The 26111-nt window shown below is 41.3% G+C and carries 23 protein-coding genes; 18 read left to right on the top strand and 5 right to left on the bottom strand.

Going from position 1 to position 26111, the window contains the following annotated elements; genetic code table 11:
• The 12 genes from lptC to AC4PG5_RS07360 all read left to right on the top strand — a co-directional run bounded on the left by lptC (position 1) and on the right by AC4PG5_RS07360 (position 12344).
• Complete coding sequence (lptC, locus tag AC4PG5_RS07415; RefSeq protein WP_492028307.1) at positions 1-621, top strand: LPS export ABC transporter periplasmic protein LptC; 621 nt, start codon at positions 1-3, stop codon at positions 619-621.
• A gap of 13 nt (positions 622-634) precedes the next feature.
• Positions 635-1894, top strand: a complete 1260-nt coding sequence (locus tag AC4PG5_RS07410; RefSeq protein WP_492028306.1) for a hemolysin family protein — start codon at positions 635-637, stop codon at positions 1892-1894.
• Positions 1895-2011: 117 nt separating this feature from the next.
• Positions 2012-4150, top strand: coding sequence for a peptidylprolyl isomerase (locus AC4PG5_RS07405; protein WP_492028305.1), 2139 nt, complete (start codon positions 2012-2014; stop codon positions 4148-4150).
• A gap of 144 nt (positions 4151-4294) precedes the next feature.
• Positions 4295-5329: a dual-specificity RNA methyltransferase RlmN gene (gene rlmN, locus AC4PG5_RS07400; RefSeq protein ID WP_492028304.1), complete on the top strand. Its 1035-nt coding sequence runs from the start codon at positions 4295-4297 to the stop codon at positions 5327-5329.
• Positions 5330-5345: 16 nt separating this feature from the next.
• Positions 5346-6389: a DUF4837 family protein gene (locus tag AC4PG5_RS07395; protein WP_492028303.1), complete on the top strand. Its 1044-nt coding sequence runs from the start codon at positions 5346-5348 to the stop codon at positions 6387-6389.
• A 4-nt stretch (positions 6390-6393) separates the two neighbouring features.
• Positions 6394-7488: a 4-hydroxythreonine-4-phosphate dehydrogenase PdxA gene (gene pdxA, locus AC4PG5_RS07390; RefSeq protein ID WP_492028302.1), complete on the top strand. Its 1095-nt coding sequence runs from the start codon at positions 6394-6396 to the stop codon at positions 7486-7488.
• A 23-nt stretch (positions 7489-7511) separates the two neighbouring features.
• Complete coding sequence (locus tag AC4PG5_RS07385; RefSeq protein WP_492028301.1) at positions 7512-8750, top strand: sigma-54 interaction domain-containing protein; 1239 nt, start codon at positions 7512-7514, stop codon at positions 8748-8750.
• On the top strand, positions 8737-9258 hold the full coding sequence (gene lptE / locus AC4PG5_RS07380; protein ID WP_492028300.1) for an LPS assembly lipoprotein LptE: 522 nt from the start codon (positions 8737-8739) through the stop codon (positions 9256-9258). Before AC4PG5_RS07385 ends, lptE begins: the two co-directional genes overlap by 14 nt.
• Before the next feature lie 2 nt (positions 9259-9260).
• Positions 9261-10049, top strand: coding sequence for a DUF8458 domain-containing protein (locus tag AC4PG5_RS07375; RefSeq protein WP_492028299.1), 789 nt, complete (start codon positions 9261-9263; stop codon positions 10047-10049).
• 5 nt (positions 10050-10054) lie between these two features.
• Complete coding sequence (gene secG / locus AC4PG5_RS07370; RefSeq protein WP_492028298.1) at positions 10055-10423, top strand: preprotein translocase subunit SecG; 369 nt, start codon at positions 10055-10057, stop codon at positions 10421-10423.
• Between the two features lie 179 nt (positions 10424-10602).
• Entirely contained in the window at positions 10603-11997 is a 1395-nt protein-coding gene (locus AC4PG5_RS07365; RefSeq protein WP_492028297.1) for an MFS transporter, read from the top strand.
• Positions 11998-11999: 2 nt separating this feature from the next.
• Positions 12000-12344, top strand: coding sequence for a PqqD family protein (locus AC4PG5_RS07360; RefSeq protein ID WP_492028296.1), 345 nt, complete (start codon positions 12000-12002; stop codon positions 12342-12344).
• 194 nt (positions 12345-12538) lie between these two features.
• Here the strand turns inward: AC4PG5_RS07360 and arsB are convergent, their stop codons facing one another.
• The 3 genes from arsB to AC4PG5_RS07345 form a co-directional block, all read right to left on the bottom strand.
• Entirely contained in the window at positions 12539-13561 is a 1023-nt protein-coding gene (gene arsB, locus AC4PG5_RS07355) for an ACR3 family arsenite efflux transporter (RefSeq protein ID WP_492028295.1), read from the bottom strand.
• A gap of 41 nt (positions 13562-13602) precedes the next feature.
• Entirely contained in the window at positions 13603-14664 is a 1062-nt protein-coding gene (locus AC4PG5_RS07350) for a DUF4831 family protein (RefSeq protein WP_492028294.1), read from the bottom strand.
• Between the two features lie 72 nt (positions 14665-14736).
• Entirely contained in the window at positions 14737-16248 is a 1512-nt protein-coding gene (locus tag AC4PG5_RS07345) for an NAD(P)H-hydrate dehydratase (RefSeq protein WP_492028293.1), read from the bottom strand.
• A gap of 207 nt (positions 16249-16455) precedes the next feature.
• Between AC4PG5_RS07345 and hpt the strand changes: the two genes are divergently transcribed.
• The 6 genes from hpt (at position 16456) to AC4PG5_RS07315 (ending at position 21221) form a co-directional block, all read left to right on the top strand.
• Positions 16456-16992 (top strand): hypoxanthine phosphoribosyltransferase, encoded by a 537-nt coding sequence (gene hpt, locus AC4PG5_RS07340; RefSeq protein WP_492028292.1) that lies wholly within the window; start codon positions 16456-16458, stop codon positions 16990-16992.
• Positions 16993-17106: 114 nt separating this feature from the next.
• Complete coding sequence (locus AC4PG5_RS07335; protein WP_492028291.1) at positions 17107-17679, top strand: adenylate kinase; 573 nt, start codon at positions 17107-17109, stop codon at positions 17677-17679.
• A 92-nt stretch (positions 17680-17771) separates the two neighbouring features.
• Positions 17772-18941 carry a GTPase ObgE gene (obgE, locus tag AC4PG5_RS07330; RefSeq protein WP_492028290.1) on the top strand — a complete coding sequence of 390 codons (1170 nt, stop codon included), beginning with the start codon at positions 17772-17774 and terminating at the stop codon, positions 18939-18941.
• On the top strand, positions 18938-19753 hold the full coding sequence (gene pgeF / locus AC4PG5_RS07325; RefSeq protein ID WP_492028289.1) for a peptidoglycan editing factor PgeF: 816 nt from the start codon (positions 18938-18940) through the stop codon (positions 19751-19753). The genes obgE and pgeF overlap by 4 nt, the downstream gene beginning before the upstream one ends.
• Before the next feature lie 140 nt (positions 19754-19893).
• On the top strand, positions 19894-20580 hold the full coding sequence (locus AC4PG5_RS07320) for a B3/B4 domain-containing protein (protein WP_492028288.1): 687 nt from the start codon (positions 19894-19896) through the stop codon (positions 20578-20580).
• A 29-nt stretch (positions 20581-20609) separates the two neighbouring features.
• A complete protein-coding gene (locus AC4PG5_RS07315; protein ID WP_492028287.1) occupies positions 20610-21221 on the top strand; it encodes a M23 family metallopeptidase in 612 nt (203 codons plus the stop codon).
• A gap of 634 nt (positions 21222-21855) precedes the next feature.
• On the opposite strand, the gene AC4PG5_RS07310 is transcribed toward AC4PG5_RS07315, so the two are convergent.
• Both AC4PG5_RS07310 and AC4PG5_RS07305 read right to left on the bottom strand, forming a co-directional pair.
• Positions 21856-23016, bottom strand: coding sequence for a lactonase family protein (locus AC4PG5_RS07310; protein WP_492028286.1), 1161 nt, complete (start codon positions 23014-23016; stop codon positions 21856-21858).
• A gap of 157 nt (positions 23017-23173) precedes the next feature.
• A complete protein-coding gene (locus AC4PG5_RS07305) occupies positions 23174-26038 on the bottom strand; it encodes a beta-glucosidase (protein ID WP_492028285.1) in 2865 nt (954 codons plus the stop codon).
• Positions 26039-26111 lie beyond the last annotated feature (73 nt).

The following is a 26111-nucleotide window of genomic DNA, read 5'->3' as shown; positions in this document are numbered from 1 at the left end:
ATGTTGCAAAAGCGAATAGATAGTTTTTTGTCTAACTTTGTAAGCATACCAACTGCTCTTCTGGCAGTTGGTATGCTTATTTTCTTTCCTTCATGCGAAGGTCGGAAAACGGCTTTAGGTAAAGCAATAACCGAACGCGATTCTTTACCTATCATGAATACAGTTGGAGTGTCTACCCTTATTTCGGATTCGGGAGTGACGCGTTATCGAATTAATACTGAAGAATGGCTCATTTTCGATCGAAAGAAACCCTCATATTGGGCTTTCGAGAAGGGGGTTTATTTGGAACAATTTGATTCAATATTTAATATTGAGGCAAGTATAAAAGCTGATACGGCCTATTTCTATGATCGTGAGAAATTGTGGAAGCTGATTGGACATGTTAATATCCAAAACCGAAAAGGTGAACGTTTTAAGACCGATTTGTTGTATTGGAATCAAAGTACCCAGAAGGTGTATTCGGATAAAAAGATTAGCATTGAACAACTTGATAAAACGATTTATGCTCATGGATTTGAATCTAATCAAGAAATGACCAACTATACTTTGCACAATGTGGATGGCATATTTTATGTCGATGAACAGCAAGACTCTCTTGGAACTAGTACTATAAAAAAATGAAATAACTGAAGTTATGGGGATTGTATTTTACCTACTTATAACGATGGCTTTATCAGCCTTTTTCTCTGGCATGGAAATTGCGTTTGTGTCGGTAGATAAACTTCGTTTTGAGATGGAACGTAAAAATCGGTTTACTTCCTCAATATTATCCTTTTTCTTTAAAAACTCAAACAATTTTATTTCAACCATGTTGGTTGGCAATAATATTGCTCTGGTTATTTATGGTATTCTGATGGCCCAGATCATTGGTGAGCATTTTTTAGCAGGATTTGAGATGAACCATTTTTTTATGGTTTTTACTCAAACGATTATTTCCACCATGATTATTTTAGTTACAGGTGAGTTCTTGCCTAAAACATTATTTAAGATTAATCCCAATAAAGTCTTAAATGTGTTTGCTCTTCCCTTAATGATCTTTTATGTTATACTTTATCCGATATCAAAATTTGCTTCTGGAGTTTCGTATCTCTTCTTGCGTTTTTTAGGTATACGGGTCAATAAAGAGGATTCGGATAAGGCATTTACTAAAGTTGATTTAGATTATTTTGTTCAGTCTAGTATTGATAATGCTGAAAATGAAGAAGAATTAGATACCGAAGTTAAAATTTTTCAGAACGCACTCGATTTCTCAAATATTCGCATTCGCGATTGTATGGTTCCACGTACGGAGATCGTTGCTGTTGACGTTTCGACTTCGTTGGAGGATTTGAAAGTGCGATTCGTAGAATCTGGTATTTCTAAGATTATTGTTTTTGATGGGAGTATTGATAATATTATTGGATATATCCATTCGTCTGAAATGTTTAGAAAACCAGAAAATTGGAGAGATAGCTTAAAAGATATTCCTATTGTTCCGGAGACCATGGGAGCTCATAAATTGATGACTCTTTTTATGCAAAGGAAGAAGTCCTTAGCCGTTGTGGTCGATGAGTTCGGGGGAACAGCAGGTATTGTTTCTTTAGAGGATCTGGTTGAGGAAATCTTTGGAGATATAGAGGACGAACATGATAATACTTCTTATGTTTGTAAGAAAATAGGAGCGGATGAGTATATCCTTTCTGCTCGTTTGGAAATTGAAAAAGTTAACGAAGTTTTTAATTTAAATTTACCTGAATCTGATGAGTATTTAACCATTGGCGGTCTGATTTTAAATCAATATCAAAATTTCCCAAAACTCCATGAGGTGATTGTTATTGGAAGTTTTCATTTTAAGATTATAAAAATGACAACAACAAAAATAGAACTTGTTCGACTTAAAGTGATTGAAGAGTAGTTGATGCTATAAATTTTTATCCAATAAATAGACGTATATTAGCATTTTTTGTATCTTCGTGCGCTCAATGGTTTTAGAAAGAAATAAATAATAAACAAATAAAACGTATTAATTAAAATGGCAACATTACAAAACATTAGGTCAAAAGGGCCTTTATTGGTGATTGTTATCGGCTTGGCATTATTTGCTTTTATAGCCGGTGATGCGTGGAAGATTCTACAGCCGCACCAGTCACATGACGTTGGAGAAGTAAATGGAGATGCGGTTTCGGCTCAAGATTATCAAAACTTGGTTGAAGAGTATACTGAGGTTTTGAAACTTTCTCGCGGAGTTACATCGCTTACAGATGAAGAAACAAGTCAATTGCGTGACGAAGTTTGGCGTTCATATGTCAATAATAAGCTTGTTGAGAAAGAAGCGAGTGCTCTAGGTCTGACTGTGACTGTTGCTGAAATCCAATCTATATTAAAAGAAGGAGTTCACCCTTTGTTACAACAAACTCCCTTCCGTAATCCTCAGACTGGTCGTTTTGACAAGGATATGTTAAACAACTTCTTGGTTGAATATTCAAAAATGGATGCTTCGAAAATGCCGGCTCAATATGCTGAACAATATACAAACATGTATAAGTTTTGGTCGTTTATTGAAAAAACATTGATCCAGAGCCGCCTTGCGGAAAAATATCAGGCTTTAGTTTCTAAAGCTCTTTTCTCTAATCCTGTTGAAGCTAAAGATGCTTTTGAGGCTAGAGCAAATCAATACGACTTGTTGTTGACAGGTGTCCCTTATTCGGCTATTTCTGATTCACTCGTTTCTGTGAAAGAATCTGATTTGAAAGATTTATATAACAAAAAGAAAGAACAGTTTAAGCAATATGTTGAAACGCGCGATGTTAAATACATTGATGTTCAAGTGACAGCTAGCGAACAAGACCGTGCTGAAATTCAGAAAGAAGTCAATGAATATACTGCTCAGTTGGCGAATACAACAAATGACTATACTTCTTTTATTCGTTCTACTGGTTCTCAAAAGCCATATACGGATTTATTCTATAATAAAGCAGCTTATCCAACAGATGTTGTTGCGCGTATTGACTCTGCAAGTGTAGGTCAAGTGTATGGTCCTTACTACAATGTTAGTGACAATACAATTAATTCATTTAAGCTGTTAGCTAAGACTGCAGAAGCTGATTCTATTCAATATCGTCAGATTCAAGTTATGGCTGCTGATGCTGCTAAAACAAAAACTTTGGCAGATAGTATCATGACTGCACTTAAAGGTGGTTCTGACTTCGTGGCCATTGCTAAGAAATATGGCCAACCGGGTGAAGCAACATGGTTGTCTTCTGCTCAATATGAAGGAACTAACCTTGATGGGGACAATTTGAAGTACATCTCTGCTGTAGTTAACTCTTCTGTTAATGAATTGACTAACCTGCAATTGGGACAAGCTAATATCATTCTTCAAGTTTTAAACAAAAAGGCTGTTAAAGACAAATATAAAGTGGCCGTTATTAAACGTGAAGTTGAATTTAGTAAAGAAACTTATAATCGTGCTTATAATGATTTTAGTCAGTTTATTGCTGCTAATCCTTCATTAGACAAGATGACTGCCAATGCTGAAAGCGCAGGTTATAAATTGTTAGACCGAAAAGATCTATATAGTTCTGAACACGGAATTGCTGGACTTAGAGGAACTAAAGAAGCTTTAAGATGGGCTTTTGCTGCTAGCAAAAACGAAGTTTCTGGACTTTATGAATGTGGCGAAAGCGATCACCTATTGGTTGTTGCTTTGTCTAATGTAAATCCTGAAGGTTATCGTTCTTTAGATCAAGTTAAAGATCAGTTGAAAGCTGAGATCCTTAGAGATAAGAAGGCCGAAAAGATTATTGCAGATATGAAAGCTTTAAATGCAAGTTCTTTTGATCAATACGCATCTATGGCTCATGCAGTGAGTGATTCTGTAAAACATGTTACCTTTGCTGCTCCTGCTTATGTTGCTGCATTGCGTAGCAGTGAACCGTTGGTTGGTGCATATGCTTCTGTTGCAGAAACAAATAAAGTAAGTGCTCCTATCAAAGGTAATGCTGGCGTATTCGTTATCAATTTATATGCTAAGGATAAATTGAATGAAACGTTCAATGCTAAAGAAGAACAATCAGCTTTGGTAAATATGCACATGCGTTTTGCTAGCCGCTTGATGAATGATTTGTATTTGAAAGCTAATGTAAAAGACAAACGTTACCTCTTCTTTTAAAAAAGTTTGATGTTACTTATTTTGTAATATAATAAAAAGGCTGTCTCATTGAGGCGGCCTTTTTTGTTAACTTTTGCATAGTTCTTATTAGAAAATCGACTTAATTCATTACATTTGCATGAATAAACCGTTTATAAATAGAATATGTCGAAATCCCCTCTTTTAGGAATGACACTCGCCGAGCTACGTTTAGTTGTCAAGCATTTAGGAATGCCTGACTTTTCTGCTAAGCAAATTGCTTCTTGGATCTATGATAAAAAAGTCTCTACAATCGATGAGATGACTAATTTGTCATTAAAATATCGGAATTTGTTAAATCAGGAATATACTGTTGGACAGTTACCACCTGTTGAAGCGATGCGTTCGGAAGATGGAACGATTAAGTATTTGTATCAGGTTTCGGAAAACCATTTTGTGGAAGCGGTTTATATTCCAGATGATGAGCGCGCAACGCTTTGTGTTTCTTCACAAGTGGGTTGTAAGATGAACTGTAAGTTTTGTATGACCGGTAAGCAAGGTTTTACACAAAGCTTAACAGCTAACCAAATCTTAAATCAAATTCATGCTTTACCTGAGAGGGATAAACTGACCAATATCGTTTTTATGGGTATGGGAGAGCCTTTAGATAACTTAGATGAAGTTCTGAAGGTTTTGGAAATCTTAACTCAATCCTATGGATATGCTTGGAGCCCTAAACGAATTACGGTGTCGACCGTTGGATTAAAGAAGGGGTTACGTCGCTTTATTGAAGAAAGTGATTGCCATTTAGCCATTAGTTTACATTCTCCTTTGACTTCACAACGAGCAGACTTAATGCCGGCAGAACGTGCTTTCTCTTTAACGGAGATTGTCGATATTTTAAAGGATTATGATTTCAGTAAACAAAGGCGGTTGTCGTTTGAATATATATTGTTTAAGGGAGTCAATGATTCGATGATCTATGCTAAAGAACTTGTAAAGTTACTTCGAGGTGTGGATTGTAGAATGAATCTTATTCGTTTTCATGCTATTCCCGGAGTTGATTTGGAAGGATCTGACATGGAAACCATGGTCGCTTTTAGAGACTATTTAACATCTCACGGTCTTTTTGCAACTATACGCGCTTCAAGAGGAGAAGATATTTTTGCGGCTTGTGGAATGTTGTCTACAGCAAAGAATGAAGAACTAAATAATCATTAATTAAAAAATGATCATCATGAAAAAGTCACTGTATGTTTTGTCTATGGCATTTATTGCTTTGATCTTAACTTCTTGCAATGGTAAAAAAGGAATGTTTACGCCTACATCTAGTGGACGTCCATATGAGATCTTAGTTGTTGTTGACCATGATCTGTGGGAAAGACCTGCGGGACGTGCCCTTCACGATGCTCTTGATGCCGATATGTTAGGTTTACCTCAATCTGAACCTTCTTTCCGCATTATGTATAGCTCCCCTCAGAACTATGATTCGACTTTAAAGTTAATTAGAAATATCGTAATTGTTGATATACAGAATATTTATACTAAGGGCTCTTTTAAGTATACTAAGGACCTTTATGCTTCTCCCCAAATTATTCTAAATATTCAAGCTCCTAACGAGGAAGAGTTCCAGAAATTTGTCGAAGAGAATAAACAAACTATTGCAGATTTCTTTACTCGTGCAGAGATGAACCGCCAGATTTCTTTATTAAAAGAAAAGCATAATGATTTCGTTGCTCACAAAGCAGATAGCCTATTTGGATGTGATATCTGGGTTTCTCCGGAATTGACCAGTTATAAAATTGGGTCTGACTTTATTTGGGCATCAACAAACTCGGCCACTGCCGATCGGAATTTTGTGATGTATTCTTATCCTTATAAAGATAAAGAGACATTTACCAAAGCTTATTTTATTCACAAACGAGATTCTGTGATGAAAGCTAATATTCCGGGTGCGGAAGAAGGAATGTATATGGCTACAGATTCTCTTTTGACAGATGTTCGACCAATTAATATTCAAGACGATTATACATTAGAGGCTCGTGGATTATGGCGTATGAAGGGTGATTTTATGGGTGGTCCTTTTGTCTCACATACACGCTTAGATAAGAAAAATCAAAGAATAATTACTGTTGAAATTTTTGTTTACTCGCCAGATAAGATGAAACGTAATTTGGTGCGTCAAACAGAAGCTTCTTTATATACGCTTAGATTGCCTGATGCCTTACCACAAGATCAAATCGCACTAGGACTGACTAAGCAAGAACAGACTAAAAAATAATAGTATGGAAAGTAATAGAATTAGAATAGGCATTACTCAAGGAGATATTAATGGGGTTGGCTATGAAGTGATTTTGAAAACATTTGCCGATCCTATGATGCTAGAACTTTGTACCCCTATCATCTATGGGTCACCCAAAGTTGCGGCTTATCATCGTAAATCTCTTGACTTGTCGACGACCTTTAGTATCATTAATTCTGCTGAAGAGGCTTGTGACGATCGAGTGAATATCCTGAATTGCAGTAATGATGAGGTGAAAGTTGAGTTTGCTAAATCTGATTCAGAGGCGGGTAAAGCTGCTCTGGAATCATTAGAATGTGTGATTGAAGATTACCGTAAGGGTTTGATCGACGTTATCGTTACAGCGCCTATCAATAAACACACCATTCAGTCGAAGGAGTTTAGCTTTCCCGGACACACCGAATATATTGAAGAGCGTTTAGGCGATGGCAATAAATCGTTAATGATTTTAATGAAGAACGATTTTAGGGTAGCACTGGTTACCACTCATGTTCCGATTAAAGATATTGCTTCTTCTATTACTAAAGAATTAATCATAGAGAAGGCGACTATTCTAAATCAAAGCTTAAAACGTGATTTTGGAATTAGTGCTCCTCGCATAGCTGTATTTGCATTAAACCCTCATGCCGGTGATGACGGATTGTTGGGCTCTGAAGAGGCTGAGATTATAAAACCGGCCATCGAAGAATTAGTTACTGACGGGGTCTTTTGTTATGGTCCTTATCCGGCGGATGGATTCATGGGTTCCGGCAACTATACTCATTTTGATGGTATACTGGCCATGTATCATGATCAGGGCTTGGCTCCATTTAAAGCGTTGGCCATGGAAGATGGGGTGAACTATACTGCCGGACTTCCGGTTGTACGTACTTCGCCTGCGCATGGTACGGCATATGATATCGCAGGAAAAGGGTTGGCAAATGAAGACTCTTTCCGTCAAGCAGTCTATGTGGCTATTGATGTCTTCCGTAATCGCGAACGTGATAAACAAGCACGTGTAAATCCTTTGCGTAAACAGTATTATGAGAAGAGGGATGATAGTGATAAACTGAAGTTGGATACGGTTGACGATGAATAGAATCTAAACAAAATAACTGAGAGATGACAAAGGCGGAAATACAACAAGTGAAATTAAGATTTGGTATTATTGGTAATACTGAAGGCTTGTCACGTGCTATAGATGTTGCCATTCAAGTGGCACCTACCGACTTGTCTGTGCTTATTACGGGAGAAAGTGGCGTCGGTAAGGAGAGTTTTCCACAAATTATACATCAATATAGTCGTCGTAAGCATGGACAATATATTGCTGTCAACTGTGGAGCGATTCCCGAAGGTACCATTGATTCAGAATTATTTGGGCATGAGAAAGGAGCTTTTACGGGTGCCATTGGTGAACGTAAAGGGTATTTTGGAGAGGCCGATGGCGGAACGATTTTCTTGGATGAGGTCGGCGAACTTCCTTTATCTACTCAAGCCCGTTTATTGCGCGTTTTAGAGACTGGTGAATTTATAAAGGTGGGTTCTTCAAAGGTTCAGAAGACAGATGTTCGTATTGTTGCGGCAACGAATGTGAAACTGATTCAAGCCATTTCAGAAGGACGATTTCGAGAGGATTTGTTTTATCGATTAAATACTGTACCGATCCAGATTCCTCCGTTGCGTGAGCGCGGCGATGATGTTGTTCTTCTGTTTAGAAAGTTTGCAGCCGATTTTGCTGAGAAGTATCGCATGCCGTCTATACAACTGACGGATGATGCCAAGCGTTTGTTAGTCGCTTATTCTTGGCCGGGAAATGTGCGCCAACTCAAAAATATTACTGAACAGATCTCGATTATTGAGACGAACCGTGATATCAATGCTTCTATATTGCAGACCTATTTACCCAATATGGAAACTCAACGATTGCCTGCTTTATTAGGCCATCGGGATAATAAAAGTTTTGAGAGTGAACGTGAGATTCTTTATTCGGTTCTGTTCGATATGCGTAAAGAGGTTTCTGAATTAAAAAAAATGGTGCATAATTTGATGGATGAGCGGCATAATGAAGTGGTGAATACTTCTATTCCCAATGCGATTCATCAGTCGTCGGTTCCCGCTATTATTCATCCGGTGTCTTCTTCTTCTTCTTCTCCTACTACTGTCATACATTCACAGGAAGATGATGATATTCAAGATACAGAAGAATATGTTGAAGAGTCGCTTTCTTTAGATGAGGTTGAAAAAGAGATGATCAAGAAGGCTCTTGATAAACATCATGGGAAGAGAAAGAATGCGGCAAAAGATTTGAATATATCCGAACGCACTCTATATAGAAAAATTAAAGAATATGGATTGGATTAAAAAACACTCACACTTTGTTTTATTGGGATGTCTGTCTGTTATGCTTATTGCGTGCTCTGTTTCCTATAAGTTCAACGGATCATCTATTAACTATGACAAAGTTAAGACGATATCAATAGCTGATTTCCCGATCAAGTCAGAATTTGTTTATGCTCCTTTGGGTACTAAATTTAATGAAGACTTGAAAGATATTTTCATTCGCCAAACTCGATTGCAATTGGTTAAGCAAAATGCTGATTTGCAAATTGATGGTGAAATAACCGGCTATAATCAATATAATCAAGCTGTTTCAGCTGATGGATATTCTTCTGAGGTGAAGTTGACCATTACCGTAAATGTTCGTTTTGTTAATAATACCAATCATAAAGAAGATTTTGAACAGCAGTTCACTGCTTTTCGTACTTACGATTCCCGTCAATTGTTGACGGTCGTTCAAGATGGCTTAATCGCTGAGATGACTAAGGAAATTACGGATCAGATATTTAATGCGACTGTAGCTAATTGGTAATAATGACTTTGATGAATTTACAACAATGGATTGAGCATCCGGAAGTCTTAAATCGAGAAACACTTTATGAATTGCGGACTTTAATGGTTCGTTATCCTTATTTTCAATCTCTTCGTTTGCTCTATCTTAAGAATTTATATATTCTCCATGATGGAAATTATGGAGTGGAGTTAAGAAAGAATATCTTTTTTATAGCCGATCGAAAAGTCCTTTTTCAACAAATTGAGGGCGAAAATTATCACCTTCGAAAGGAAAAACTAACTTTAGAAGGGATGGGCAAAGAACAAGATCAACCCTCAACTGATCGTACACTAAGTTTGATTGACGCTTTTTTGGAAGAAATCCCGGATGATGGTGGAGGACAGTTGACTCTTGATTATTCTACAGATTATACCGCTTATCTTTTGAATGAGAGTACGACTGAGGATGACCAATTGAGAGAGGTTCCTAAACTGTATGGGCAGGATCTGATTGATGGATTCATTGAGAAGAGTGAGAAAGCATCTGTAAATTTATTAGCTACAGATCTAGAAGAGTCAAACCTAGATCATTCTTCTTTGACTGATACTGAATTGATACTTGAGGAAGATGATTCGGATTCGGTTGAAATAGAAGAAGATGATAGCTGTTTTACTGAAACTTTAGCTAAAATTTATATTAAACAGCAAAGATATTCCAAAGCACTTGAAATAATTAAAAAATTAAGTTTGAAATATCCAAAAAAAAATGCTTACTTTGCGGATCAAATAAGATTTCTAGAGAAACTGATTATTAACGCTAAATCAAAATAACAAAAATGTATTTACTATTCGTTATCTTAATGGTTGTTGCAGCTATATTCATGTGCATCATTGTATTGATACAAAATTCAAAAGGTGGAGGATTAGCTTCTGGTTTTTCTTCTTCAAACTCGATAATGGGTGTGCGTAAAACAACCGATTTCTTGGAGAAAACAACTTGGGGATTGGCTGTATTTATGGTAGTCATGAGTATTGCTACTGCTTATGTTTTGCCCACAAACTCAACAAAAACACAAGATGCTTTGATTGAACAAGCTAAGCAACAAGAGAGCACAAATCCTTATAACTTGCCTGCAGGAACAGCTGCTCCAAAAGCAGACGCTGCAACAACTACACCATCAGCCTCTGCTGATTCTGCTCAATAAGATGTAGGAAATCATAAAAAGATAAAGAGGAGGCCGTCTAGTTTATTAGACGGCCTTTTTTGTGCGAATAAAAATAGCATTCTGTTGTATTTTCTTTCATTTTATAGTGTTTAGCTCAGCTAAATAATTAACTTTGCCTTCCTGAAAAAATAATAAACTTTAATAAATATTTATTTCTAATGACAACAACAGAAAAAATTCAGAAGAAACTAAGCGAATCTAAAACGGCTCGTTGGAGCGTTTTAGCTTTAGTTGCCTTTACCATGTTATGCGGATACTTCATCACCGATATGATGGCACCGCTTCAAGATTTATTGCAAAGCCCTGTAACTAGCGGTGGTTTAGGTTGGAGTGGGGATGATTATGGTACATTTACTAGTGCTTATGGCTGGTTTAATGTGTTCTTCCTCATGTTGATTTTTGGCGGTATGATTCTTGACAAGATGGGAGTACGTTTCACTGGTTTGATGGCTACGATCTTGATGCTTGTCGGAGTAACGATTAAATGGTTTGGAATTTCTCATGATTTTGGTGGAGAAACGATTCATTTATTTGGTAGTGACTGGGGATACCCTCTGTTGGTTGCATCGTTTGGATATGCGATTTTTGGTACCGGTATTGAGATTGCCGGCATTACTGTTTCAAAGATCATCGTAAAATGGTTTAAAGGTAAAGAGATGGCTTTAGCTATGGGACTAGAAATGGCTACTGCTCGTATCGGTACAGGTCTTGCTATTGGAGCAACCCCTTTATTATGCCGCTTGTTCGATAACTCTATAAGCATGCCAATCCTTATTGGTTTGATCTTGCTCTGCATTGGAGTGTTGAGTTTCTTGGTGTTTATGGTGATGGATAAACGATTGGATGCCGAACGTTCTGCTTCTGCTATGGACGAAGAGGAAGAACCATTCCGCTTTAGAGATATTTTAGATATTATCAAGATTAAAGGATTCTGGTATATTGCTTTATTGTGCGTGTTATTTTATTCAGCCGTTTTCCCTTTCTTGAAGTACGCACCGAACTTGATGATTAATAAATTCCATATTACTGTAGCCTTGTCCGGTATCATTCCTGCTTTGTTACCTTTTGGAAATATCTTGTTGACTCCGTTCTTTGGTAATCTTTATGACCGCAAAGGTAAAGGTGCCACGATCATGTTGATTGGATCAATCATGCTTGTGGTGATTCACTTCTTATTCTCTGTTTCATTCTTAGATAACTGGATTGTTGCCTTGGTATTGATTATCTTATTAGGTATTGCTTTCTCTTTAGTTCCTTCAGCAATGTGGCCTTCTGTTCCTAAAATTATTCCGGAGAATAAATTAGGTACAGCTTACGCTTTGATTTTCTGGGTACAGAACTGGGGATTAATGGGTGTGCCTTTGTTGATTGGCAAGGTACTTGACAAATACTGTATAACTGGTCATGTGAATAATAAGCCGACTTATGATTATACGATTCCAATGCTAATCTTTACTTGTTTTGGCGTTTTAGCTGTGATTTTTGCTCTGTTGTTGAAGAAAGAAAATGCTGCAAAAGGTTACGGACTTGAAGATCCTAATATCAAACATTAATCATGGCTGATACTCGTAAGATAAACCTGCTCGATACCATTCCGATCCGGTCGCCCCAAGTTGAAAGTCGACCGGATGGTGAATCTATAATTCTTGCTTTTCCTCGGTTTAAGCGAGCTTGGATGAATCGTTTTCTGCCCAAGGGACGCTCTAAGTATTTGACGGTTCAGTTAGAAGAGCATGGAACTCAGATCTGGAATCTAATCGATGGGCAGCATACCGTGTCTGAGATCATCGGGCAATTGGCTGAACATTTCGATCATGAAGAAGGGTATGAAAGTCGCGTTACAACGTATCTCACCCAATTACAGAAAGATGGTTTCATCAAATTGAATGTTAAGATTTAATTTGATGGGCAGTCTAAAATAAAACGATCCGTGCCTTACGGATTAAAGCAGGGCGTAGCGAACTCACTTCAAAAGTGTTCGCTACGCTCTACTCGTTTATAGTGGACAGACGAGTTAGAAGTTAATTTGACGTTAAGACTAGACAGAGAGGAATAAATCGTTTTTGCCAAGTGCCGATCGTAATCGTTTAGTCGTTAGGCTTTAAAAGATTTACGAGTGTTATTGGCTATGCGAACAAGCATAAGCATTACGGGGACTTCAACCAATACGCCTACTACTGTTGCTAATGCTGCACCCGATTGTAATCCGAACAGCGAAATAGCGACGGCAACTGCTAATTCGAAAAAGTTGCTTGCTCCAATCATGCCTGCCGGAGCAGCTATGGAGTGTGGCAATTGCCAAACTTTAGCCCAACCATAAGCCACAAAGAAAATCAGTACCGTTTGAATAATGAGAGGTACTGCAATCAGTAAGATGTGTAGCGGATTGTTTAGGATCGTTTCACCTTGAAATGAAAAGAGAATCACAAGCGTGAGCAATAATCCTGCAATGGTTATGTTGTCAAACTTTTTAAGGAATATCGTGTTAAAATAGTCAATGCCTCGTTTCCGTATCACGGTAATTCGTGTAAAAACACCCGCTGCGAGAGGGATAACCACAAATAAGAAGACCGACAGCAGTAAGGTGTCGAAAGGTATTTCCACCCCACTCACACCGAGCAAAAAAGCCACAATCGGAGCGAATGCCGCAAGGATGATTAAATCGTTTACGGCAACTTGTACCAAGGTATAAGCAGCATCACCTTTGGTTAGATAACTCCAAACAAAGACCATTGCCGTACAAGGGGCCGCGCCAAGCAGTACTGCTCCGGCCAAATATTCGTGTGCAAGCTCTGATGGAATCAGCGCCTTGAAGATGACGTAAAAGAATAGCCAAGCGATCCCAAACATGGTAAAAGGTTTAATCATCCAATTGGTAACGCAGGTGATGACAATACCTTTGGGGTTACGCCCTACATTACGCACACTCTGAAAATCCACTTTGAGCATCATGGGGTAGATCATCAACCAGATCAACACCGCAACCGGTATAGAAACATTGGCGTACTCGAATTTTTCTAGAGTTTCGGGTATTATGGGTAGAAACTTGCCAATAGTGATTCCCACCGTGATGCAGAGTGCCACCCAAAGCGTGAGATATTTTTCAAAACTTTTCATACGGTATTCACATTATTAGTTTATTCTACCCAATTCTAATTTTATTCTGTTTCCGATCGATCAACCTTGAGAAGTCCACCGGTTGTTGGATCAAAGGTGACTTGTATCGTCGATTTCTTATTGAAGAGTACCGGAGCTAAATATTCGGTTACCCCAAACTGGGTAATTGAAGCCTCCTGTTCCGACCAAACCTTTTTCCCATCAGTTAACGTGATGAGCGCTTTACCCGGAACGTTATAACCGATACCTTCTTCTTTCTTCTTTTTATCCTCTTCCTCCGGGATATTCAAACTTTTTAGGTTTTTGATAGAGATGAAATAAGGAGATCCTGCCATATCATCGTTATCGACTACACCAAGCTTTTGTGAGAATCGAAAGGCGATCTGGTTTTGAAGCTCTTTATCAGGGGTAAGCACGACATGATACGTCTTTTCTTCTTTAACTACTGAGCCCGAGAACATTTCAGTCATCGCTTCTTCTTGCAAATTTAAGTTGTCGAGCATTAGTTTTAGTTGTACCCCATCTTGAGGCATATTATCAGCTTGTCCTCGCAATAAGGCATTTTTGCTTTCACGAATCGTGTAAATCTCTTTTGCGACTAATTCTGCCATCTTTGCGGTCGAGTTGGCCATCAGAATCTCCTCCGTCAGAAAGTCTTTAGGGTTAAGGGCTGGTTTAGCATCCACTTTTTTGATGTTGCCCGATGGATGTTCCTCTTTAGTGTAAGGTACATTGATCGACTTAATGATCCCATCCGAAGTTAATTCGATTAATGGAGCCACGGTCTTATCTTTTAGCTTAACAAAATAGGTGCGGCTGTTATCCGGAACCCCGATTGGTTTAACTTCGACCTTTTTAAGCTCCCAATACGTTTCCGGATCACCCGATATGTTTTGTAACCGGAGATATCGTTCGGCATATTTACAAAACTCTCCAGGGGTGTAAGTCACCTTACAAACTGTAATTTCAAGATCTAATTGTGTTTTAGGTAAGGCATAAACCACACCGTAATCTTTTCCACGTGTAATACCGGTTACGACTTCTGTTTGTGCATAAGCGGAAGTTGATAGTATAAATCCGGTTAGCCATATTAATCTTTTCATATTCGTTCCTTTTTTACGGGTTTCAGCATCAAAGTTAGTGAAGTTGTTGGGAAACCCCATAGTTATTAACGTTTATTCGCTTACTAATCTCCAAGCAATAGGGAGGTAATTGACCAGATCACTAGCAATAAGAGCGGTCATTCCCATCTTCTTTTTAGCCATGTCCCCTGATAAACCGTGTACATACGTTCCGATTTTTGCAGCGTCTTCGGCTTCGTATCCCTGTGCCAATAGAGCCAAAATGATTCCGGTGAGTACGTCTCCGCTACCTCCTGTAGCCATACCCGGGTTGCCGGTGGAGTTAAAGTAGCATTTACCGGCAGGGGTGATGATAGTCGAATAAGCCCCTTTCAGAATAATGTAAAGTTGCCCGCTTTTGGCGAGTTCACAGGCTTTAGAAAGCCTCTCGTAAGAGTCTTGGCATTTACCAACCAGCCTCTCGAGTTCTTTTGGATGTGGAGTGAGGATAGAACCTTTGGGAAGGTTAGTTAGCGTGTGGCGATGGTTGGCCAAAATGTTGAGCGCATCGGCGTCTAGTACCACCGGGACTTGACATTGGCTAAGCTGAGTGATTAAGGCCGTTTCCGTATCTTCACTTCGTCCCAATCCCGGTCCAATGCCTATAGCCTGGAAATGTTCCATATTGACCGGTACAGCAAAACACTCTTCGCTGATGTCAAGATCGACCATGGCTTCCGGAACGGCGGTTTGCAAAATACTTAAGTTGCTTTGTGGGGCATGTATGGTCAATAATCCGACGCCGGAACGTAGGCAGGCACGTGCCGATAAGATAGAAGCCCCGGCCATGCCTTTCGAGCCGGCGATCAGCAACGCATGTCCGAAATGTCCTTTGTGTGCAAATCGGTCTCTCGTTTTAATGAGTGAACGGATATCCTCCGGTTCGAGTATCTCATAGTTGCTCTCAATCTCCTCAATACCCTCTTCGCTGAGTTCGATATCCAATAAATCCCATTCGCCGACGTACTCGCTATTCTCCGGAAAGAGAAAGGATAGCTTCGGGAATTGCAAACTCAAGGTCACATCTGCTCGGATAATATGGTTTTTTACATTAAACGTATTCTCTTCCCCCATCAATCCGGATGGAATATCAATGGCTACCACTGTGGACTTAGAGGCATTGATGTATTTCACTACCGCTGCAAATCCCCCACTAAGCGGCTTGTTTAGTCCCGAACCAAATAAACCGTCGATCACCAAATGTTTGGCCGTTAGATTAGGCGGTGTGAATTGTGTGGTAATTTCGTGAAAGTCCACGTCGTCGACCATCTCGAGTAGTTCTTTATTGGTCTGGCAGTCGTCCGACAATTCCCCTTTAGTATTGAAGAGGTAGACTTCTATTTGGTATCCTTTTTCGGCCATCATTCGAGCCACAGCCAAAGCATCCCCACCATTATTTCCGGGTCCGGCAAAGACGGTAACCGGAGTTTGGACACTCCATCGTTCGGTAATGGCTGTTGTGAGTGCTCTTGCCGCTCTTTCCATTAAGTCGATCGATGCTATCGGTTCGTTCTCAATGGTATAAGTATCTAATTTTTTTATGTTATTGGCGGTAAATATTTTCATTATCCTTCATTTTAAGTTTTTGCACTACAAAGATAAACATTAGCTGCGTATTTCTGTAAAATGACCTGAAAAACCTTTCTACAGCTGACTAATAGCCAATTAATCTAGTGGTTATCGCACTTCCTTTTTGAAAGAAAAGTCGCGAAGATAGACGCTGAAGTGGAATAAAAGTTGTATTTTTGCGGCAACTTTTTTAAAATACCCGTTATGGACACCATACAAATAAAAGATAAACAGTTTTCTGTTTCGATTAAAGAAGAAGACATTCTAAAGCAAGTGATTCGCGTAGCGAACGAAATAAATAGAGATTTAGCCGGAAAGAATCCGTTATTCCTCAGTGTGTTGAATGGCTCGTTTATGTTTACAGCCGATCTGATGAAGCACATTACCATTCCTTGTGAGATCTCTTTTGTGAAGTTAGCTTCTTACCAAGGAGTGACTTCTTCAGGAGTGATTAAAGAGGTGATTGGTTTGAACGAAGATATTGCCGGACGTACCATTGTGATTGTAGAGGATATTGTCGACACCGGATTAACGATGCAACGTTTGTTGGACAATTTGGGAACACGTAATCCTGAACAGATTCATATTGCTTCTCTATTGGTGAAACCTGAAAAGTTAAAGGTTGATTTGAATATCGAGTATGTTGCCATGGAGATCCCTAACGACTTTATCGTGGGTTACGGATTGGATTACGATGGTTACGGACGTAACTACAAAGATATATACACAGTTGTTGAGTAAACAACAGCTGATCTTCGGACGACGAAAATAGATAAATCGTTTTCTCGGATCGTCCTCAAATAGGTCTCTTTAGTTTTAATTTGATTGTAAAATAGTAAATAACAAAGAAAAGAAATGTTGAACATTGTAATTTTCGGTGCTCCAGGTTCAGGAAAAGGAACACAAAGCGAGCGTATTGTTGAGAAGTATGGCATTAACCACATCTCAACAGGTGATGTATTGCGTGCAGAAATCAAAAACGGTACAGAACTAGGTAAGACGGCTAAAGGTTATATCGACCAAGGTCAGTTGATTCCGGATGCTTTGATGATTGATATTTTAGCAAGTGTATTCGATAGCTTTGAAGATAGCAAAGGGGTGATCTTCGATGGCTTCCCACGTACTATTGCACAAGCAGATGCTTTGAAAGCAATGTTGGCTGAAAGAAACCAAGGGGTTTCTGTAATGCTTGATTTGGATGTACCTGAAGATGAATTGATGACTCGTTTGATCAAACGTGGTCAGGAATCAGGTCGTGCTGATGATAATGAAGAAACCATTAAGAAACGTTTATTGGTTTATCATTCTCAGACTTCTCCATTGATCGACTGGTACAAGAAAGAAGGTCAGTATGCTCACATCCAAGGTTTAGGTACAATGGATGGTATCTTTGCTGATATTTGCAGCGCGATCGACGCGATTAAATAATATAGAACATATAACGATCGGTGATGAAAAGGAGAGTAAGCCTTTCTCGTCACCGATTTCTTACTTATTCCACTTTTAAATATTTAATAAATATGGCTGAATCGAATTTTGTTGACTATGTAAAGATATACTGTCGCTCGGGTAAGGGCGGAAGAGGTTCTACGCATATGAGGCGCGAGAAGTATTGTCCTAACGGAGGCCCGGATGGGGGCGATGGCGGTAGAGGAGGCCATATCATCTTGCGTGGTAATCGTAATTACTGGACGTTGTTGCACTTGAAGTTCGACCGTCACGCGATGGCCGGTCATGGAGAGTCGGGTAGTAAAAACCGTAGTTTCGGAAAAGATGGGGCAGACAAAGTCATTGAAGTGCCTTGCGGAACTGTGGTTTATAATGCCGAAACAGGGGAATACCTCTGTGATGTGACTGATGACGGACAAGAAGTGATTTTGTTGAAAGGAGGTCGCGGAGGATTAGGCAACTCTCATTTTAAGACAGCGACGCGTCAGGCACCGCGTTTTGCTCAACCGGGCGAACCGATGCAAGAGATGACGGTCATCATGGAGTTGAAGCTTCTGGCCGATGTCGGTCTGGTTGGTTTCCCTAATGCCGGTAAATCAACGTTGTTGTCTGCGGTTTCGGCAGCCAAACCAAAGATTGCCGATTATCCGTTTACGACGCTCGAACCGAACTTGGGTATTGTCTCTTATCGCGATGGAAAATCGTTTGTGATGGCCGACATTCCCGGAATTATTGAGGGAGCAAGTGGTGGTCGCGGACTAGGTCTACGTTTTCTGCGTCACATTGAGCGTAACTCCTTGTTGCTCTTTATGGTTCCTGCCGATAGTGATGATATTCGTAAAGAATATGATATCTTGTTGAACGAGCTTAAAACGTTCAACCCTGAGATGCTCGACAAACAGCGGGTATTGGCGATCACGAAATGTGATATGCTCGATCAGGAGTTGATGGATGAGATCGAGCCGACTCTTCCTGATAACGTGCCGCATCTGTTCATTTCCTCTGTAGCCGGTATGGGTATTTCGGAACTGAAAGACATCCTTTGGACTGAATTGAATAAAGAAAGCAATAAGATTGAAGCGATTGTGCACCGTCCGAAAGATGTGAGCAGACTTCAGGAAGAGCTTAAAGAGATGGGTGAGGATCAAGACTTCGATTATGAGTACGAAGATGTCGATGATGATGACGATCTGGAGTATGAATATGAAGAAGAAGGAGAAGAAGAATCGACTGAAAAATGATAACACTCGATAAAGATCATAAAATGTTGGGGTATGCGTCGTTAAACGCTTACTCCAACATTTCTCATTTTGTAACGACCCGTCAAGGGGGCTATAGCTGTGGGACGTACGGCACATTCAATTGTGCTCCGTTTAGTGGAGATGCGCCGGAATCAGTTCGCCGTAACCAACAACTCTTAATGAACGAACTCGATCCTCGTCCCCTCGAACTGGTGATCCCCATGCAGACGCATGGCACCGTTTGTGAGGTGATCGACGATCGTTTCCTTTCGGCTTCTCCGGAGCAACGAAGGCAACGACTCACCGGCGTGGATGCCTTGATGACCGATCGCCCGGGGCAGTGCTTGTGCATCAGCACAGCCGATTGTGTGCCGGTGTTGATGTACGATCGGACTCATCGGGCAATTGCGGCTGTACATGCCGGATGGCGTGGGACGGTAGCGGGAATCGTAACTCAAACCTTGCAACGCATGCACCAGACCTACGGCACATTGGGAGAGGACGTAGTGGCTTGTATTGGTCCTAGTATTTCTCAAGCCGCGTTTGAGGTGGGCGAGGAGGTCTATGAGGCGTTCCGGCAACAAGGGTTCAACATGGCGCAAATTGCAGTTCGTCATCCCGATACGGGAAAGGCGCATCTCGATCTGTGGCGGGCAAATGCCATGCAGCTCGAAGCGTTTGGGGTGTCTGCCGATCGGATCGAAGTGGCGGGTCTTTGTACCTACACCTTACACGAACAGTTTTTCTCCGCTCGTCGTCTGGGTATCCATTCCGGGCGTATCTTGTCGGGCATTGCGTTAAATGTTGACTGATGATTAATGATTAATGGCTGATGACTAATGGTTGTTGGTTAATGACTGTTGACTAATGGCCGTTGACTGTTGGCTAATGACTGATAACTGTTTAATGATAGATTTATCCATGGATAGAACTAAAAAATGAATACTGAAAAATGAATACTGAAGAATACAAAAACTATCATATCGTGGTCTCTGAAGAGATCAAAGCGGCTTGTCCGGTTTATGCGGGAGCTGCTGTTTATGCGGCTGTGCACAATACGGCTTATAGTGAAGGGCTTTGGCAGGAAATCTCGGCTTTTACCGAGGAACTGACCACTACCACTCAGCTGGGCGATATTAAGAATCAGCCTGTAATTGCTGCGACTCGTGAAGCATATAAGCGTTGTGGAAAAGACCCCGGACGTTATCGCCCGTCGGCCGAAGCGCTTCGTCGTCGCCTCATGCGCGGTATTGATTTGTATCAGATTGACACCTTGGTCGACTTGATCAATTTGGTCTCTTTGCGTACCGGTCACTCTATCGGTGGCTTCGATGCGGATAAGATCTCCGGTGTTGATCTCGAATTGGGTATCGGTCGTGCCGGCGAACCTTTCGAAGGCATCGGTCGTGGCGAGCTCAATATTGAAGGACTGCCGGTCTATCGTGACGCTTTAGGAGGAATTGGTACCCCAACGAGCGATCATGAACGGACGAAGATGGATCTGAATACCACGCACATCTTGGCAATCGTCAACGGGTATAATGGTAAAGAGGGACTTGCCGAAGCTGCCGAGATGATTGGTCGGCTACTCACCGATTATGCGGGTGCCGAGGAGGTTCGAATCGATTATTTCGAATAACATAAATGCTTAAATACAGATACACGGATATGAAACACACATTGTCTTTTATCTTCTTATTGTGGATGGCTTTAGGATTAAAAGCCCAAGATAAACCCACGTTCTCTTCCATGGAGGTCAATCACCTCCGCGTGCCCACTCCGGGATTGTTTGCCGATGGAAAACCAATCGTTGTCGACCTCGATTCATTGGGGAAGACGAGCTTTACCTTTCCGCTGAAAGGGGCCAAAGTGATCTCTCCTTATGGTGGACGTCGTCGCCATGCCGGAGCCGATATCAAGACCTGTCCGAAAGACACCATTCGTTGTCCCTTTGATGGAGTTGTTCGACTTTCGAAACGCTATAGTGCATACGGCCAACTCATTGTGATCCGTCATGCCGGGGGATTAGAAACCGTGTATAGTCACAACCAAACGAACTTTGTCAAGAGTGGTGATGTGGTTAAAGCGGGTGATCCGATTGCACTCACCGGGCGTACCGGTCGCGCAACAACGGCGCATTTACATTTTGAAACGCGTTTCAACGGTCAGCATTTCAATCCCAACTTACTATTCGATTTGTCTAAAAACGAACTGCGCTCGGGATTGCTTAAATGTGTGAAGAAAGGGCGGGGGATATCGGTTAAGTTGTTGCAACGATAACCTTGAGGCTATTGGAGGTTGTTGTGGTAACGTACGGCATCATATTTTCGCATTATCATTAGTGAATCTTTTAACTGCATTTAGTTTTTTTGAAACGAGCTTTTGATGGTATTTAAGCCCCATTTGTTGAGCCCTCGTTCGAAGGCTCTTCAGCCCTCGAACGAGGGCTCATCGGTTGTCGAACGAGGGCTGAAGAGCCCCGCTTCGAGGGCTCAACACAGTGAACGTAGACAACGAATAAATCAACTTTGCGACTGAGTAAATGAAGCTTCCGGTCACTTAATCCCATTTGAAAAAGGGAGGAATGAGAGTGTCCCAATGACGAATTGAAGGCCTTAACGGTGAATGGTTACGCTGCTATTAAATGACGACTGTTATGGGGAATAATAAAAGCTATAAAATAATCGTGTTGTGGCAGAAATAGTGTGGGATACCCCTTGTTTAGTGTGGGATACCCTTCATTTAGTGTGGGATAAATCCCCAAAAATGTTATCACACACTACCCTGTAATGCCTATGAATAAGGCTTTTGTGAAAATTTAGTGTGGGTAGTGTGTGATAATCGATATATTTTTTCTTATAGGAGGAGAGATGCTGATTTTAATCCGGCCTCCCTCTTGGGTTTGATTTTATTTTTAGTTCACCCATTTTACGCAAACCGGCTGATCAACTTTAATCTCTTGATCGGTTTTGGTGAGTAATCCGCTCCGGGAATCTCTTTCGAACACTTGGATCGCGTTATTGTCGCGACAAGCCACCAACAGATACTTACCATTAGGGGTGATATTGAAATGACGAGGGTGTATGCCTGTGAGCTGATAACCCACTTTGGTTAATTGTCCGGTCTTACGATCGATCTTAAAGATAGCGATGCCGTCGGCTTTGAGGCGATTGCTGGCATAAAGAAAGGCACCGTCGGGACTAACGTGAATATCGGCACTTCCTTGTGCATTGACGGTATCGGCTGCGATCTCTTGTTTGGGTGTTAGTTTCCCCTTCTTATAGTCGAACACCACCACTGTGCCAGAGAGCTCATTGATCAGATAAGCCTGTTTGCCGTTTGGAGCAAAGGTCAGATGCCGAGGTCCTGATCCCGCTTTTAAAGTTAGAGTTGCCGAAGGATTCCGTTTTAAAGCTTTAGAAGCACTTGTTGTTAAGTGGTCGAAGCGATAAATATGATCCGTACCTAAGTCGTTGGCAAATAAGTATTTTCCGTCGGGGCTGAATATGACACAGTGTAGATGAGGCTTGGCTTGGCGTTTAGGATCCATTCCTTTTCCTTTGAACTGCTCTATGGTCGACATCGGCTCTAGTGTGCCGTCTTTTCGGAGGGGAAATATGGAGACATTTCCTCCTGAATAATTGGCTGTGACGACCACTTGTCCGTTCGTTGTAATATTGCACGGGTCGGCTCCAAAGGTTCGCTCTGTATTTCTTCTTTTAAACGTTCCTTGAATGGCATCAAAATCGAAAGCGGTTACTGCGGCCTCTTGTTCGCCGAGTTCGCTGACGGCATAGATCTGTTTCCCATCGTTCGACACCGTGAAATAGGATGGATTTTTAATTTCGGTATGGCTTAAAGGTGTAGCGATTCCGGTGTGTTGATCGAATCGAAACGAATAAAGCCCTTTGCTTGTACCGCCCGTATAAGTGCCTACGATCATGGTCAGCTCGTCCGAAAGGGGCGATTTAGGAGTCGATGAAGTTAACAAAGTTGACGATGACGCGTGACTGGGGTAGCTCGTCAAAAGTAACGGGAAGGTACAAATGGTGGTGATGGACTTCAGTATATTCATAAAAGTGGACTTAAACGTTATTAATGAGTTATTTATGCCGGTCAATAAGCTCTTTATTGCGATCAGCGAGCTATTGATCCTTTCTTCTTAGCAATGTGAGGCCAAAAATAAAGTTTTAACTCCTATAAAACAACGTTTAAGTCTACTCTATTCGATTTTATTTTTGCAGGGTAGGGAGTTTTACTTCGGCAATGCCGACACGATCACTCCCTAAGACGAGGCGTACGTCACTAGCTGTTGTTCCTTTGAAAGAATATTCTTGTAGTTTTTGATACTGGTCTGTGGTTCCCGAATAAACCGTCAGGAACTGTCCCCCTCCACTTGACAGTTGGATCTCAAAATCTGTTTTTAGCTTGTTCTCGCGACTGAAAGCAATCTTGATCGCATCGATCTTAGTCCCGTTGGGAAGACTAAACGTGAGGTAGTCCCCTTTATTTCCTTCCCAAGCTGTATTCATATTCCCATCCACCACCAATCCGGTTTGTTCGGTATTGGTACTGGCACTGATAGGGGAGGTTGTGGCTGCAGGAGCGGCGTTGGGAACTTGTCCGTAGGCGACTACGTTCAGTGATCCGTTTAAGCGAATATCTTCGGAAGAGGCTCCAACCATTAGTCTGAACTCACCGGGTTCAACCACCCATTTTAGGTGTTCGTTAAGTAGCTCGAGTGCTTTTCGGTCGATTGGGAAGGTGACGGTTTTACGTTCGCCCGGATTGAGGTGCACCCGTTCGAAGCCGATCAGATTCTTCTCATAGGTCGTGACGCTGCTTAACACATCTTTGATGTAAAGTTGTACGACTTCATCACCTGCCCGTTGGCCGGTATTCGTTATGGTACACGATAGGTCGACCGATTCGTTTTCGGTGATGACCGACTTAGAGAGTTTAAGATCTGAGTATGCAAATGTGGTATAGCTCAATCCGTAGCCAAAGGGATAGAGGGCGCCATTGACGCGGGACATGTTTCCTTTTAATCCCATATTCTTGCCACCGTCTATCTGTGATGATGGTTTGCAAGGAAAGTTGAAAGGGATTTGTCCGACGCTTTTGGGGAACGTCACAGTCAGCTTACCGCCCGGATTGTAATCGCCAAATAACACTTCTGCTAAGGCTTCTCCACCTTTCGAACCGGGGTACCAAGCTTCTATGATCGATGGAATGAACTTATCCGCCCAATTGATTGAGAGCGGACGACCGTTGATTAAGACGAGCACAACAGGCTTACCGGTGGCTTGTATGGCTTTTAACAAATGGAGCTGACGTCCGGGAAGATCCAGACTGCTACGTGATTTGTTCTCTCCGCAAGTGCGTTGACCGCCGCCTAGAACGACGATGGCGACATCCGATTGTTGAGCTTGTTGCACGGCTTTATCGATTTCTTGTTGCTCGATGGACGTTAGCGGCGTCTCTATAATCTCCGATTCCGGCCAGTTGGCATCCACTAAATCACATCCTTTGGTGTAAAGAACTTCGGTCTTCTCCCCTACTTTCTGGCGTATTCCTTCCAATACGGTGGTGACTTCAACGGCCAATGGGCCGTAATGAGTCAGGGCGTATGAGGTCTCGTTGGCGTTCGGTCCACAAACGGCGATTCGTTTAATAGTGTTTTTATCCAAGGGGAGAAGCTGATCGTTGTTCTTTAATAAAACGATCGATTCTCTTGAGGCTTGCAAGGCTACTGCTTGATGAGCTTGGCTCTCCACTTCGATGTCGGCCTCCTTGAGATGACGTTGATAAGGGTCGTCGAATAGGCCGACCATGAACTTCACGCGAAGGATGTCGCGCACGCGATCATCTACGACTTGTTTGCTGATTCCTCCTTCGGCTATTAACTCGCGTAATGGTAGGACGAACGAATCCGGTGAGCGGAAGGTACAGCGTACGTTTAGTCCGGCTTCTACACTCTGACGTACCGATTCTTTCATATCTTTAGCTGTGCCGTGTTTGGTATAAAGATATTCCACGGCATCGCTATCCGAAACCACATATCCTTTGAATCCCATCTCACCCCGTAGTCTGGTGGTGAGCCAATAGTAACTGCTTTGAATGGGAAATCCATCATAGTCGTTATACGAACTCATCACGCCGAGCATCCCTGCTTCTTGGATCACTCGTTTGAAAGGGTAGGCGTGGATCATTTCGATTTCTCTTGGCGACATTTGAGGATCGACTCTAGCCATGCCCTCGCGTGCTCCTTTATTATTACTGTATGCTATAAAATGTTTGCCGGTAGCGGCGACTTGATGTTGGTGTTGTAAGCCTCGTACCATCTGAATACCTAATTCTGCAACGAGATAGGGCGATTCACCATACACTTCTTCGTAACGGCCCCAACGTTGATCACGTCCGACATCGAGAATCGGGGCATAAACGTTGGTGTAACCCAAGACGCGTGCCTCACGACCGGTGATTTGGCCGACTTGCTGAATGAGCGATCGGTTCCATGTATGCCCTAAGCCGAGTTGTGTGGGAAAATTAGTGGCTTTGTAACTTTCAATTCCACGGATACCTTCATTGGTAAAATCGGTCGGTATACCTAACCGCGTCTCTTCTACAAAGAAACGTTGTACTTCATTTAAAGCCCAGGCGTGTCGGGAGGCAGGCCATACATTTTCGTTATTCGATGGCGGAAGTCCCCATTGTTGGAAACCGTTAAGATGTTCATCGATGGCTCCCATACCATCTTTCCAAAGTTTCGTTTTCCATTCCGGTGTCGGTAGATCGTCTTTCAAAACTCGCTTGTAACCGTAAAGCGTTACCATCTGACAGGTCTTTTCTTCCCAAGACATTTGGGAGAGTAAATCTTCTATTCGCGCATCGATTGGTGCTGATGGATCTTCGTAAAGGTCTTTTTTACCGTTCTTATTGAAATCAATCCATCCTTTATGGTATATTTTACCTTTGGGTTGATAAAGTGTTAAGGATTTCTTCGGAGAATTTCCCGAATGTCCTAGGCTTCCAATGCTCCCTAGACTTCCAACACTATAGCCCAAAAGGATTGAGGCTAAAATTAGTTTTTTCATAATGTTACTTTGTTATGCGGTTGAGTGTGTAAAAGTACATTTTATAACGTTAAACAGCTTGTATAAATTGTAC

The organism is Bacteroides sp. QWL-09, assembly GCF_058683585.1.
This window is presented reverse-complemented; position numbering and strand designations above follow the sequence as displayed.